Here is a 12,584-nt window from a genome sequence, read left to right as displayed (position 1 = left end):
CTAGGGTTTGCCCTAGTTTCTAAAACATCATACGAATACGTAATATCACTATCGCAAATATCCAATAATAGGGGACATAATGCGACTTGGGTGTATCGCAGACGACTTCACGGGTGCGACGGACGTGGCCAACAATCTGGTCCGTGCGGGTATGCGTGTCGTGCAAACAATCGGCGTGCCGAAGGACGCGGCAGATATCGATGCCGACGCCGTGGTGGTAGCGCTGAAGTCCCGTACTACCCCCGGCGCCCAGGCTGTTGCAGAGTCGGTGCAGGCGAGCGAATGGTTGCGCAGGCTGAATCCATCGGCACAGATTTACTTCAAGTACTGCTCCACATTCGACAGCACTTCCAAGGGCAATATCGGGCCCGTAACGGAGGCGTTGATGAACGCGTTGGGCACCACGTTCACGATCGCGACGCCAGCATTTCCCAATAACGGACGCTCGGTGTTCAAGGGGCATCTGTTTGTGGGTGACGTGCTGCTCAGCGAATCCAGCATGCGCCATCATCCACTGACGCCTATGACGGATGCCAACCTCGTGCGGGTGCTGCAGGCGCAATGTGAGCGGCGTGTGGGATTGGTGGACCATCGTGTTGTGCGTCAAGGACCTGATGCAATCAAGCAGCGGTTCGGACAGATCGAGCAAGAGGGTGTGTCGATCGCCATTGTTGATGCGATCGACAATGAGGATTTATTGGCATTGGGCGCCGCGACTGCCGACATGGCGTTGGTGACTGCCGGGTCCGGATTGGCGATGGGGCTACCCGCGCAGTGGGGGTTTGCACCTAATGCCAGCGCTCAGCGATTGCCAATACCCGGTGGGGCACAAGCGATTCTTGCTGGCAGCTGTTCGGCTGCCACGCAGCGTCAGATACGCGCTTTTATCGATGCGGGTGGTGCTGCTTTGGCACTGGACCCTGTGCAACTCGCGCAGGCAAAGGACCCCGTCGCAGAGGTATTGGCGTGGACGCAACTGCGATTGGCTAAAGGCGAGCGCGTGATGGTGTATTCGACGGCTGACGTCGAATCAGTCAAGGCTGTGCAGGCGCGGCTGGGGGCGCAGGTAGCGGGCGAGCTGGTCGAGCGGACATTGGGCGCCGCGGCGCAAGGTCTCGTGCAATGTGGTGTGCGGCAGTTGATCGTCGCGGGCGGTGAGACGTCGGGTGCTTGCGTACAGGCGCTCGGTATCGATCGCATGCAGATCGGTCCACAGATCGACCCAGGCGTGCCGTGGTGCTATGCGCACAGCCCGGCGGCATCCGAAGACGGCATGCATCTGGCGCTGAAGTCCGGCAATTTCGGCAGCGATGATTTCTTTATCAAGGCATTTGAGATGTTGAACGACGAGGCGTCCGTATGAGCGAGGCTGCATTGCTCGAGGAGATATGTTTCGTAGGCCGATCGTTATTCGAGCGCGGCTATGTGCATGCGACTGCAGGCAACATTAGTGCGCTGCTCGAGGACGGTAGTGTGTTAATCACGCCCACAGATGCGTGCTTGGGTCGTCTGACGCCGGCGGACCTCGTGCGTGTCGATGCGGCCGGCAGTGTGCCGGCAGGTGCGCGTCCCAGCAAGACTATTGTGTTGCATCGTCGGATCTATGCTGCCGAGCCTGCTGCCCGTTGCGTGATCCATACGCACAGCACGCATTTGGTGGCGCTGACATTGAAAGGCGTGTGGCAGGATTCGGATGTCGTGCCGCCGATCACACCGTACTTTGTGATGAAGGTCGGTCATGTGCCGCTGATTCCGTATTGCCGCCCGGGTGACGCGCAGGTCGGCGATCTGGTGGTCGACGCCATCGCCGCAGGGCAGCGCGCCGGCGCGCCATTGCGTGCCGTCATGTTGGACCGGTTAGGTCCTAACGTCTGGCACGAATCTCCCGCAGCCGCGATGGCTGTGCTCGAAGAGCTGGAAGAAACGGCGCGCCTGTGGCTGATGACGGGTGCCGACACGTTGACGGAACAACAGATCGACGAGCTGCGCACCGCGTTTGGTGTGCGCTGGTAAACGCGCTATATCCCATCCAAATCTTCCCTTGTCAGGACATCATGCTGAAATTTTCCGCCAACCTTTCGATTCTCTTTACTGAACTGCCTTTCGTGAAACGATTTGCCGCAGCAAAGAATGCGGGCTTTGATGCAGTGGAGTGCTGGTTTCCCTACGAGGACGCATCGGCGGCCGAGGTCCGTGCGTTGCTCGACGAACATCAACTGAAAATGATCGGCATCAACACACCATGGGGCGGGTCCGGTCAGTGGGGCCTGGCGGCGCTGCCCAGCTATGAGGCCGCGTTTGAAAAATCCGTGCGCGATACGTTGGCATTCGCTCAAGCCGTTGGAAATCCCGCGATCCACGTGATGGCCGGCCTGGCCGGCGATGTGCCAGCACTCGATGCACGTCGCTGTTACCACCGCAATCTTGAACGTGCGTTGCGTTGGGCAGAGGGCAGTGGTTCGATGCTAGTGATCGAACCACTGAATGGACGCGATCGGCCTGGGTATTTCCTGCATAGCGTGGATCAGGCCGCCGATATCATCGAACGCCAGGGCTTGGGTGATCTGCGGATCATGTTCGATTGCTATCACATTCAAGTAGAGGAAGGCGATGTGATCACGCGAATGCGCCGTCACTTCGACAAGATTGGTCATGTACAGATCGCCGGGGTCCCTGTGCGCGGTGAGCCGGACAAGGGCGAGTTGAACTACGTCGAGGTGCTGCGCGAGCTTAACAACCTGGGTTGGCAAGGTTATGTCGGCGCCGAGTACAAGCCCACAGGCACCTCGGCAGAAAGCCTGGGCTGGCTTGCTGATTTGCGCCGACTGGGCATCGCCGCCTGAGCCGGGCCACAGACCCTGTTTCACCACGTAGCACCCTTGGCATCACCAAACATAAGCACTTAGGAGACCACAAATGAATTTCACCATTTCTCGCCAGCGGCTGAGCCGCTACAGCCTGGGCCTGGTTGCGGCTTGCTTTGCCGCGGGCGCGATCGCCGCCGACTCGCCTGACTATAAGCAGCGCAACTTCAAATTGGGCCACGTGATCGCAGACGATCACCCGGCGGCACTGGGTGCCAAGCGCTGGCAGGAGTTGTTGGCCGAACGTAGTGACGGCAAGATCAAGGTGCGTATCCATGGTAACGGCAGCATCGGCGGCGATGCGCAGATGACCTCGGCCGTGCAGGGCGGTGTGCAGGAGCTCGGTATCATCACCTCGTCGCCGATCGCGAGCGTCGTACGTGAGATCGGCCTGCTGGATCTGCCGTTCACGTTCAATACGGCCGAAGAGGTCGACGCTGTGCTGGCCGGCAAAGTAGGGGACGCCATTGCCGAGAAGATGAATGCTAACGGCATGGTCGTCGTGGGCTGGATGGAAAACGGTTTCCGCAGCATCACCAACAGCCGTAGCCCCATCACCAAGTTTGAAGACATGCAAGGCCTGAAGATTCGCGTGTTGCAGAACCCGGTGTATATCGAGACCTTCAACACGCTGGGCGCAAACGCGGTGCCGATGCCGTTCCCCGAGGTGTACACCGCGCTGGAGTCGCGCGCGGTGGACGGTCAGGAAAACCCGCTGGGAACGACCAATACGTCTAAGTTCAACGAGGTTCAGAAGTACTTGAGCCTTACCCGTCACACCTATACCCCGTATGTGGTGGTGGTCAGCAAGCGTGTGTGGGACAAACTCACGGCTGACGAGCAGACGCTGCTGAAAGAAACCGCTATGGAAGCTTCCGAATACCAGCGCAAGGTGTCGCGCGAAAGCGAAGCGCGCTTTTTGGCGGAGCTGAAGGAGCGCGGTATGGAGGTCAATCAGTTGTCGGAGCAAGAGTCCAATCGTATGCGCGAAAAGCTCCAGCCCGTCATCGACAAATTCTCTAAGGATTTGGGCGGTGATCTCGGTGCCGAAATGATGGCCGAGATCAACGAAGTTCGCGGTACTTCCAATTAAGCATCGGAGTCACAATATGCAGATCGCCATTACCGGCGGAGGTGGTTTCCTGGCATCGATGCTGGTACGCCGCCTGCTGAATAACGGCCTGGCCGGCCAACCAGTCACCCGTATCGTCACTATCGATCTGGTGCCGTGTCCTGTGGTGGACCCCCGTGTTCAAAGCATGGTGGCCGACGTGGGTGACCGCGAGACGCTCACACGTGCCATCGCGGCGGACACCAAGGCTGTTGTTCATTTGGCCGCTGTCGTCAGCGGTCAGGCCGAGGCGGATTTTGATCTCGGCACGCGCGTCAATATCGATGCAACGCGCGCGTTGCTTGAGCATGTGCGCGCGCTGGGCACAAAGCCCCGATTCGTATTCACAAGTTCGGTTGCCGCATTTGGCGGCAAGTTGCCCGAGCGGGTGCAGGACGATACTCGGGCGCTGCCCCAGAGTTCCTACGGCGTGCAGAAGGTCATTGGCGAGCTGCTGGTTGGCGATTACACGCGTAAAGGCTTCATCGACGGTATCACGCTACGGGTACCGACGATTTCGGTGCGGCCCGGCGCGCCGAATAAAGCGGCCTCCAGTTTTGCGAGCGGGATCATTCGCGAGCCGCTGGCCGGCATACAAGCCATATGTCCCGTTTCACCCGAAATGCGGATGTGGTTGCAATCGCCCGATCGCGCGATCGACAACCTCTTGCATGCACTCACGCTCGATGGCGAGCTACTGGGTAATGACCGGACGGTGAATCTGCCAGGTTTGTCGGTGTCGGTAGGGGCCATGATCGATGCGCTGCGCATCGCGGCTGGCGAAGAAATCACGAAGTTGATCCGCTACGAACATGATCCCGCGGTGGAACGGATCGTGGCGTCATGGCCTAACGATTTCGATGCGGTTCGGGCGCGTGCATTGGGCTTTGTCGCGGACGAGGACTATGTGTCGGTTGTGCGTGCCCATATGGCACGCGTGGGTGATACGCCCTCGGCGACGCAGCACACGCCCGCTTGAAGGAGCACGCATGAAAAGGCTGATAGACGGTTATTTTCGGATGCTGGGCTTGATGATGGTGTTATGCCTGGTGGGGATGGTGGTTCTGGTGTTCGGCAATGTCGTGCTGCGGTATGGCTTGAATTCGGGGATCACTAGCTCGGAGGAAGTGTCACGCTGGCTGTTCGTCTGGTTAGTGTTCCTGGGCGCCATCGTGGCCCTGCGCGAACGTCAACACTTAGGAGTGGAGGTTCTGGTTCGCCGCCTGCCGGTGGTGGGGCAGAAACTGTGCCTGATTGTGAGTCAATTGCTCATGCTGGTCACGCTCTGGTTGTTTATGTCCGGCAGTTGGGAGCAGACCTTGATCAACCTGCACGTCGAGGCGCCTGCGACGGGATGGTCGATGGCCATCGTCTACATGGTGGGGATTGTTTTCAGCATCTCTGCAGGCGCGCTGGTGCTGTGGGATATGTATCGGTTGCTGTCTGGGCGCATGCGTGACGAGGATCTGGTCATGGTGACGGAGTCCGAAGAAAAAGCCGAGCTGGATAACCTGCAGCGTGAGCTCGCGCGCGCTGAAAGGAAACAGCTATGACCGTATTGATATTCGTCGGGGCATTGCTGGGCGCGATGGCGCTGGGCATGCCGATCGCATTTGCGCTGCTGGTGTCCTCTGTGGCGCTGATGTGGCATCTAGACATCTTTGATGCGCAGATCATTGCGCAGAATTTCATCGCGGGTGCGGATAATTTTCCCCTGCTGGCAATTCCCTTTTTCATGCTGGCTGGCGAGGTGATGAACGTAGGTGGCCTGTCGCGACGCATCGTCGATGTGGCCATGGTATTCGTTGGGCACGTCAAGGGCGGACTGGGTTATGTAGCAATCGTGGCGGCTTGCATCCTCTCGGCGCTGTCGGGCTCGGCGGTAGCCGATGCAGCGGCGTTGTCTGCGCTGCTGGTGCCAATGATGATCAAGGCTGGTCACTCCAAGGCGCGATCGGCGGGTCTGGTCGCGGCCTCGGGCATTATCGGGCCGGTGATTCCGCCTAGCATCGGCTTTGTTATTTTCGGGGTCGCGGCAAACGTCTCGATCACCAAGTTGTTTCTCGCGGGCATTATGCCAGGTATCTATATCGCGGCGGCGCTGTGGGTGACATGGTGGCTGTGCGTGCGCAAGGACAATCTGTCCATCGGATCTCGCGCCAGCGCACGCGATCTCTGGCGCGCAACGGTGCAGGCGAGCTGGGCCCTGATGCTGCCCGTGATCATCATAGTCGGTTTGCGTTTTGGTGTGTTCACGCCTACCGAAGCCGCCGTGGTGGCAGCTGTCTACGCATTGTTCGTCTCCACAGTGATCTATCGCGAGTTGAAGCTCGCACAGCTATATGCCGTGTTCATGGCGGCCGCACGTACGACGTCGGTGGTGATGCTGCTGGTGGCAGCAGCCTCGATCGCCGGCTGGTTGGTGACCGTGGCGGATTTGCCAGGGGCCATCACGGACCTGATGGAACCGTTCCTCGATAACCCGACGCTTCTCTTACTGGCTATCATGTTGCTGGTGATCGTGGTGGGTACGGCGATGGACATGACGCCGACCATCCTGATCCTTACACCGGTGCTGATGCCTATTGTGCGACAGGCGGGTATCGATCCCGTATACTTTGGCGTTCTGTTCATTATTAATATGTCCATCAGCCTCATCACGCCGCCCGTGGGCACCGTGCTCAGCGTCGTGGCAGGGGTGACCAGGCAGCGCGTCGATCATGTGATGCGGGGCGTGTGGCCGTTCCTGATCGCCGAGCTGATCATCTTGCTCCTACTAGTGCTTTTCCCGGTGTTGGTCACCGGTCCGGCCCGCTGGTTTAGTGGCTGATATAGTGGCTGATATCGTCAGGAGCCAGGGTATGAGTGAGCGCTCAGTGGGAGAGGCCAACAAACCTGCGGGCGGCACATTGGCCGACCGGGTGACCGCGGAATTAATGCGACTCGTCCGTGGTGGCGCCTATCCCGTCAATACGCGACTGCCGACTGAGCCACAGTTCGCCGAGCAGTTTGGCGTCAGCCGGACCGTGGTGCGGGAGGCCATCTCGCGTCTGAAGTCCGAAGGCCTGGTCGAAACGCGCCAGGGCAGCGGCACGATTGTGCTGAACCCAAAGCGTAATACCTTTCGCATTGATGCGCTGGGCGGGCAGATCGAGGCGCGAGCCGTGCAGGAAGTACGCTGCGGTCTGGAGAGTGAAATGGCGGCGCTGGCTGCCGCCCGCTGCAACGACGCTCAGGTCGCACGTATACAGCGGGCGCTGCGGCGTATCGACGATGCGGTGGCCGATGGCTGCGATGGTGTGGCCGAGGATATGGCGTTTCACGCGGCGATCGCCGACGCGGCACAGAATCCGTTGTTGACGTCACTATTGGAATTCATCGGGCATGTGCTGCGTGACGTGATCACGATCACACGTACACACGAAGCGCGGCGCGAGGACTTCTTTCAGCAGGTCAAGGCCGAGCACGCAGCGATTGCGGACGCCATCGCGCGCCGGGATGTGGAGGGCGCCCGCCGGGCGGCGCTGCAGCATATGCAGACATCGATTCAGCGTCTGACAGCTGCGGAGTCTGATGACGCAGGGGCTGCCCCCCTAGTTTGACCGTGAGAGCAATGCGCGCGCCCGTCGTGTCCGACATGCATCCGAAATTTCCATGTCGGATGAAGCGCCATAGCGGTAGATGATTTCGCGCCGGGGGCGTTTGCGCGCAAACTCAAGCCGGCCGAAACATAACTATGTCGTTACTCCCAACTGCCAGGGTACGAATTCGTTCTGGCCGTAGCCGTGTTGCTCGCTTCGGGTCTTCCGGCCCGATGCCGTGTCCAGCATGGCCTGGAAAATGTGTGCGCCAGCTTGCGCCAGCGTCATTGTGCCGTCCAACACTTCGCCGCAGTTGAAGTCGATGTCGTCCTGCTGCCGGCGCCACAGATCGGTATTGGTCGACAGTTTCAGCGATGGTACAGGCGCGCAGCCGTAGGCGGAGCCCCGGCCGGTGGTGAAACAGATCAGGTTGGCGCCGCCGGCCACCTGGCCCGTGGCCGACACGGGATCGTATCCGGGGGTGTCCATGAAAACCAGGCCCTTGGCCGTGACAGATTCGGCGTATTGGTAGACCTGCATTAGCGGCACGGTGCCTCCCTTGGCCACCGCGCCCAGCGATTTTTCGAGAATAGTGGTCAGCCCGCCGGCCTTGTTGCCGGCCGAGGGGTTGTTGTTCAGGTTGGCGCCGTATCGCGCACAGTGTGCTTCCCACCATGCAATGCGTTCCAGCAGTTTTCCTGCGACTTCAGGGCTGGCGGCCCGCTGCGTAAGCAAGTGCTCCGCACCATAGATTTCCGGCGTTTCTGACAGAATCGCCGCGCCGCCATGGCGCACCAGCGTGTCCACGGCCATGCCCAGTGCCGGGTTGGCGGTAATGCCAGAATAGCCGTCCGAACCGCCGCATTGCAGGCCGACCACCAGATGACTGGCGGAAACGAGTTCGCGCGTGGCCTGGTTGGCGCCGGGCAGCAGTTGCCGAACCCTGGCGATGCCGGTGTCGACGGCCTTTGCCGTACCGCCCATTTGCTGGATCGTGTACGTATGCAGGGCCGGTCCTTCGGCCAGGTCGTAGTCTGCCATCAGGCCGGCGATTTGATTGGTTTCACACCCCAGTCCGACGATAAGGACCGCGGCGAAATTGGCCTGGCGGGCATAGCCTGCCAGCGTGCGGCGCAGTACCGCAAGTCCGTCTCCCTCGGCATCCACCGCGCAGCCTTGTGCGTGGGTCAGCGCGACCACGCCATCTACGTTGGAGAAGGGTGCTAGTTCGTCCGGATAGATTTCGCGCCGGAAACGATCCGCGATCGCGCGGGCCACCGTAGCGGAGCAGTTCACCGAGGTGAGCACGCCGATGTAGTTGCGCGTCGCGACACGTCCGTCAGACCGCACGATTCCCATGAACTGCGCGGGCTGCGCATAGGGCACGATCGGGGCAGGGGGGTGTGCCGGCATGGCGGCGTGTCCGTGTCCGGTCATCGCCAAGTTGTGGACGTGCACGTGCTGGCCGGCGGCGATGTTCCGCGTAGCCACGCCGATGACTTGGTTATATCGCTTGACTGAACTGCCCTGAGGCAGCGGCCGGACGGCAATCTTGTGGCCAGGCGGAACCAGCCCGGCAACCCGGAGATCCGCGGCGGGTAATTCCATGCCCGCCACCAATTGGTGGCGGGCGATGGCGACGTCGTCATCGGGATGGAGCAGAATGATGGGTGTAGGGCGGGGCATGTAAGGGTGCCGGAAGGACAGGTCAGTTGCCGCGGGTCAGCGCAGCGGCGAGTACACGGTGGGTTCGAGCAATTGGTTTTCAATGCGGGCCACGATCGGCCCTTCGGCTTCGTAGCGCTCGCGCGCCTGCAACCACTGCGGATCGGTCGAGAAAGCGTTCCAGATGCGCTCGCGCTCGGCAAGGCTTTCCCAGCGCAGCATGAAGGTCAAGGCCTGGTTGGTGGGGCCGACCACGGTTGTCCAGAATCCTATTGCCTGAACACCGTGTTTTTGCCACAGGGGTAGCGTGGCGTCCTGGAAGCGCGCATGCAGGGCCGGCAGCCGGCCCTGGGCGCAGTGATAGATGCGCAGTTCGTGGATCATGGCTGGTTGGCAGCGGGCAGATCGACGTCATTGTATTTTTTAAAAATCGCGTTGAGCTTTCCATTGGCGCGATTCTCTGTTACCCACCGGTTCACCCAGTCCAGCAACGCCGGCTCGCCTTTGCGCATGCCGATGCCCAAATCGAAGTTCTTCACCACGAATTTGGTCTCCAGGTTGGCACTGGGATTTTTCTCCTGAATCTCCCGCAGCAGCGTCGTGGCCGTCGAGACGATGGTGGCTTGGCCGGTGATGCCCGCGGTGACAAGCGTCGCATCGTCGTCGTAGCGAACGATCTGGGCGCCCACCGCGCGCTTCATCAGTTCCGCCTCCTGGACATTGCCTCGTGTGATGGCGATCGATTTGCCCTTGAGATCGGCAAAATCCTTGATCGGCATGCTCTTGGGGGCCGCGACAACGATCTGTACCGCAGAATAGGGCACTGAAAAGTCGATCACTTTCGCGCGTGCCGGACTGATGGATAGGGTAGCGATCGCGACATCGGCTTTGTTGGTCTGCAGATATGGAATACGGGTCGGCCCGGTGACGGGCACGATCTCGAGCTGCACACCCAGGTCGGCGGCCAGCAGCTTCGCGGTCTCGACATCGGAACCCGTGGGCTTTAATTCGCTGTCCATCATTCCGTAGGGCGGTAGCGAGAGCTCGATGGCAACGCGGATCTTCTTGGCTTTCTGGATGTCGGCCAGAAGGTCGGCGTGCGCCGCTGACGCGGCCAGGGCCGTCAGGCCCAGGGCCAGTCCGTATTGGACAGCGCGTTTGGCGATACGTTGATACATGTTTTGTCTCCCTGATGTATGGGTATGGGTATGGGGTGTAACGGGTGCAGCCGTGCGCGTCCGACAGCCTGCGGCGCCTATAGCCCGCTGCCGACGAACTTACGCAATTCCTGGGTTTGCGGCGCACGCAGAATAGAAGCGTCGCCGGTTTCGTGGACCTTGCCTTCGTGCATATAGATGATCTGGTCGGCAACCTTTTCGGCGAAACCCATTTCATGGGTCACCAGGATCATGGTCATGCCCCCTCGCGCCAGTGATTCCATCACTTGCAGGACTTCGCCCGTCAGTTCCGGATCAAGTGCTGAAGTGACTTCGTCGAACAGCATCAATTGCGGTTCCATGGCGAGCGATCGGGCGATGGCTGCCCGCTGTTGCTGCCCGCCAGAAAGCTGTTCCGGATAGCTGTGTGCTTTGTCCGCCATGCCGACTTGAGCCAACACGCGGGCGGCGATGACTGCCGCGTCGGTGCGGGAAAGCTTGCGCACGAGTTTCAACGCCAGCGACACATTCTGTTCGACCGTCAGGTGCGGGAACAGGTTGTAGCTCTGGAACACGATGCCGACATCGCGACGTAGCGTTTTCAGATTGAGCTTGCTGTCGTGCAACTGGTGGCCGCATACCGTAATGGCACCGCTGTCGATCGATTCCAGTCTGTCGATGCAGCGTAGCGCGGTGCTTTTGCCCGAGCCGCTCTTGCCGATAATGGCCACTACCTGGCCCTTGGCGACTTCGAATGAAACCCCTTTCAGTACCGGAGTCTGGTCGAAGCATTTGTGAATGTTCTCTACTTTGACGATGGTTGTCATATCGTGTTTCCTCAGGCCGTCGCACGCGCGCGGCGGCCGGTTTTCAGGCGCCGTTCGAGTGCATGGCTCCATCGCGACAGCGGATAGCACAGGGCAAAATAAAGAACTGCCATCAGGCTGAACACCATGAAGGGCTCGTAGAGGGTGTTGTTGACCATCTGGCCGGCTCGTACCAACTCGACGAAGCCCACCACTGAAGCCAGTGACGTGTTTTTCACTATCTGCACCAGAAAACCTACGGTACTGGGCGTAGCCAGCCGCATCGCTTGGGGCACGATGACACACACCATGCGCTGCGCTGGAGACAGTCCCAGGCATTCGGCGGCTTCCCATTGCGAGCGCGGCACCGCTTGCAGGCAGCCGCGCCAGATATCACCCAGATAGGCGCTGGCGTAGACTGACATGGCACCGCCGGCGGCGGCTAGCGGTGGTACGTTGTAACCCATCAGTCCCAGGCCGAAATAGAACAAGAACATCAAGATCAGCAGCGGAATGCCCTGGATGAGCTGGATATACAAGCTGGCCGCCCAGCGCACCGGTGTACGCCGCGAAATGCGCGCCAGCGCGATGATGCCCCCCAGGATCCCGCCGCCGAGGAATCCCATCGCGGACAGCCCGACCGTCCATGCCGCGCCTTGCAGCATGTACCCTAGATAAGCCAGATTGAAGCTCGTGTTGCCCATATCCATGCCCTCAGATCGGCGTGCCCAGCTTGCGCCGGCGCGGAAACAGCATCAGCCCCAACAGCGCGAAGCCGGCCCGCATCAATTGCGCCAGGCACAGGTATATGACGGCGGTCACCATGTAGGTCTCGAAAGCCCTATACGTCATCGACTGCACCAGGTTGGCAACCGCCGTGAGTTCTTCGGCCGAAATCTGGGACGTGATCGACGTTGCCAGCATCATCAGTACGAACTGGCTGGTCAGGGCCGGATAAACGCGCTCCATGGCGGGACGCAGGATCACATGCCAGTAGGTCTGCAGGCGCGACATGCCCAGGCATTCCGCAGCCTCGATCTGACCGGGGCTGACGGAATCCATGCCTGCCCGCATGATTTCGGTGGTGTAGGCGCCAACGTTGATGACTAGGGTGGCCATGGCCGCCACCGTGGCGGACAGGGGCAGGCCGATACTCGACAAACCGAAATAAGTCAGAAACAGCTGCACTAGCAATGGCGTGTTGCGGATGACCTCGACGTAGATGCTGACGATGCGTTTGAGCCAGTGGGATTGGCTGTTGCTTGCCGCCGCACACACGGACCCGAGGGCAAATCCGAGAATGGTTGCCCCGAAAGAGAGCTGGATGCTCAGCCATGCGCCATGCAGAAATTGCGGCCAGTACTCCAGTACGCTGGAATAATCGAAGCTGTAATCCATGG

The 12,584-nt window shown here is 60.2% G+C and carries 14 protein-coding genes; 8 read left to right on the top strand and 6 right to left on the bottom strand.

What is annotated here, in order from left to right; all coding sequences use genetic code 11:
• Positions 1 to 79: 79 nt before the first annotated feature.
• The 8 genes from otnK (at position 80) to ACYVDM_RS06650 (ending at position 7,577) form a co-directional block, all read left to right on the top strand.
• Positions 80 to 1,363 (top strand): 3-oxo-tetronate kinase, encoded by a 1,284-nt coding sequence (gene otnK / locus ACYVDM_RS06685; RefSeq protein WP_415791601.1) that lies wholly within the window; start codon positions 80 to 82, stop codon positions 1,361 to 1,363.
• A complete protein-coding gene (locus tag ACYVDM_RS06680; RefSeq protein WP_415791599.1) occupies positions 1,360 to 2,013 on the top strand; it encodes a class II aldolase/adducin family protein in 654 nt (217 codons plus the stop codon). The genes otnK and ACYVDM_RS06680 overlap by 4 nt, the downstream gene beginning before the upstream one ends.
• Positions 2,014 to 2,054: 41 nt before the next feature.
• Positions 2,055 to 2,843 carry a hydroxypyruvate isomerase family protein gene (locus ACYVDM_RS06675; protein ID WP_415791597.1) on the top strand — a complete coding sequence of 263 codons (789 nt, stop codon included), beginning with the start codon at positions 2,055 to 2,057 and terminating at the stop codon, positions 2,841 to 2,843.
• Between the two features lie 73 nt (positions 2,844 to 2,916).
• Positions 2,917 to 3,957 carry a TRAP transporter substrate-binding protein gene (locus tag ACYVDM_RS06670; RefSeq protein WP_415791595.1) on the top strand — a complete coding sequence of 347 codons (1,041 nt, stop codon included), beginning with the start codon at positions 2,917 to 2,919 and terminating at the stop codon, positions 3,955 to 3,957.
• A gap of 16 nt (positions 3,958 to 3,973) precedes the next feature.
• Positions 3,974 to 4,954, top strand: a complete 981-nt coding sequence (denD, locus tag ACYVDM_RS06665) for a D-erythronate dehydrogenase (RefSeq protein ID WP_415791593.1) — start codon at positions 3,974 to 3,976, stop codon at positions 4,952 to 4,954.
• 10 nt (positions 4,955 to 4,964) lie between these two features.
• Positions 4,965 to 5,528, top strand: coding sequence for a TRAP transporter small permease (locus ACYVDM_RS06660; protein WP_415791591.1), 564 nt, complete (start codon positions 4,965 to 4,967; stop codon positions 5,526 to 5,528).
• On the top strand, positions 5,525 to 6,805 hold the full coding sequence (locus ACYVDM_RS06655; protein ID WP_415791589.1) for a TRAP transporter large permease subunit: 1,281 nt from the start codon (positions 5,525 to 5,527) through the stop codon (positions 6,803 to 6,805). Before ACYVDM_RS06660 ends, ACYVDM_RS06655 begins: the two co-directional genes overlap by 4 nt.
• A gap of 31 nt (positions 6,806 to 6,836) precedes the next feature.
• Positions 6,837 to 7,577, top strand: coding sequence for a FadR/GntR family transcriptional regulator (locus ACYVDM_RS06650; protein WP_415791587.1), 741 nt, complete (start codon positions 6,837 to 6,839; stop codon positions 7,575 to 7,577).
• A 132-nt stretch (positions 7,578 to 7,709) separates the two neighbouring features.
• Here the strand turns inward: ACYVDM_RS06650 and ACYVDM_RS06645 are convergent, their stop codons facing one another.
• The 6 genes from ACYVDM_RS06645 to ACYVDM_RS06620 form a co-directional block, all read right to left on the bottom strand.
• Complete coding sequence (locus ACYVDM_RS06645) at positions 7,710 to 9,242, bottom strand: UxaA family hydrolase (protein ID WP_415791585.1); 1,533 nt, start codon at positions 9,240 to 9,242, stop codon at positions 7,710 to 7,712.
• A 36-nt stretch (positions 9,243 to 9,278) separates the two neighbouring features.
• Positions 9,279 to 9,605, bottom strand: a complete 327-nt coding sequence (locus tag ACYVDM_RS06640) for an NIPSNAP family protein (protein ID WP_415791583.1) — start codon at positions 9,603 to 9,605, stop codon at positions 9,279 to 9,281.
• Positions 9,602 to 10,399 carry a transporter substrate-binding domain-containing protein gene (locus ACYVDM_RS06635; RefSeq protein ID WP_415791581.1) on the bottom strand — a complete coding sequence of 266 codons (798 nt, stop codon included), beginning with the start codon at positions 10,397 to 10,399 and terminating at the stop codon, positions 9,602 to 9,604. The genes ACYVDM_RS06640 and ACYVDM_RS06635 overlap by 4 nt, the downstream gene beginning before the upstream one ends.
• A 77-nt stretch (positions 10,400 to 10,476) precedes the next feature.
• A complete protein-coding gene (locus ACYVDM_RS06630) occupies positions 10,477 to 11,205 on the bottom strand; it encodes an amino acid ABC transporter ATP-binding protein (protein ID WP_415791579.1) in 729 nt (242 codons plus the stop codon).
• An 11-nt stretch (positions 11,206 to 11,216) separates the two neighbouring features.
• Positions 11,217 to 11,888: an amino acid ABC transporter permease gene (locus ACYVDM_RS06625; RefSeq protein ID WP_415791577.1), complete on the bottom strand. Its 672-nt coding sequence runs from the start codon at positions 11,886 to 11,888 to the stop codon at positions 11,217 to 11,219.
• 10 nt (positions 11,889 to 11,898) lie between these two features.
• Positions 11,899 to 12,582 carry an amino acid ABC transporter permease gene (locus ACYVDM_RS06620; RefSeq protein ID WP_415791575.1) on the bottom strand — a complete coding sequence of 228 codons (684 nt, stop codon included), beginning with the start codon at positions 12,580 to 12,582 and terminating at the stop codon, positions 11,899 to 11,901.
• Positions 12,583 to 12,584: the final 2 nt, after the last annotated feature.

This window comes from Bordetella tumulicola, from assembly GCF_054779135.1.
Note: the sequence above shows the minus strand (reverse complement) of the source record. Positions and strands in the feature narration are given on the sequence as shown.

What these genes read in the sequence shown, in the direction of transcription:
- otnK (WP_415791601.1), top strand. Translation starts at nt 80, where the DNA reads ATGCGACTTGGGTGTATCGCAGACGACTTCACGGGTGCGACGGACGTG.
- ACYVDM_RS06680 (WP_415791599.1), top strand. Translation starts at nt 1,360, where the DNA reads ATGAGCGAGGCTGCATTGCTCGAGGAGATATGTTTCGTAGGCCGATCG.
- ACYVDM_RS06675 (WP_415791597.1), top strand. Translation starts at nt 2,055, where the DNA reads ATGCTGAAATTTTCCGCCAACCTTTCGATTCTCTTTACTGAACTGCCT.
- ACYVDM_RS06670 (WP_415791595.1), top strand. Translation starts at nt 2,917, where the DNA reads ATGAATTTCACCATTTCTCGCCAGCGGCTGAGCCGCTACAGCCTGGGC.
- denD (WP_415791593.1), top strand. Translation starts at nt 3,974, where the DNA reads ATGCAGATCGCCATTACCGGCGGAGGTGGTTTCCTGGCATCGATGCTG.
- ACYVDM_RS06660 (WP_415791591.1), top strand. Translation starts at nt 4,965, where the DNA reads ATGAAAAGGCTGATAGACGGTTATTTTCGGATGCTGGGCTTGATGATG.
- ACYVDM_RS06655 (WP_415791589.1), top strand. Translation starts at nt 5,525, where the DNA reads ATGACCGTATTGATATTCGTCGGGGCATTGCTGGGCGCGATGGCGCTG.
- ACYVDM_RS06650 (WP_415791587.1), top strand. Translation starts at nt 6,837, where the DNA reads ATGAGTGAGCGCTCAGTGGGAGAGGCCAACAAACCTGCGGGCGGCACA.
- ACYVDM_RS06645 (WP_415791585.1), bottom strand. Translation starts at nt 9,242, where the DNA reads ATGCCCCGCCCTACACCCATCATTCTGCTCCATCCCGATGACGACGTC.
- ACYVDM_RS06640 (WP_415791583.1), bottom strand. Translation starts at nt 9,605, where the DNA reads ATGATCCACGAACTGCGCATCTATCACTGCGCCCAGGGCCGGCTGCCG.
- ACYVDM_RS06635 (WP_415791581.1), bottom strand. Translation starts at nt 10,399, where the DNA reads ATGTATCAACGTATCGCCAAACGCGCTGTCCAATACGGACTGGCCCTG.
- ACYVDM_RS06630 (WP_415791579.1), bottom strand. Translation starts at nt 11,205, where the DNA reads ATGACAACCATCGTCAAAGTAGAGAACATTCACAAATGCTTCGACCAG.
- ACYVDM_RS06625 (WP_415791577.1), bottom strand. Translation starts at nt 11,888, where the DNA reads ATGGGCAACACGAGCTTCAATCTGGCTTATCTAGGGTACATGCTGCAA.
- ACYVDM_RS06620 (WP_415791575.1), bottom strand. Translation starts at nt 12,582, where the DNA reads ATGGATTACAGCTTCGATTATTCCAGCGTACTGGAGTACTGGCCGCAA.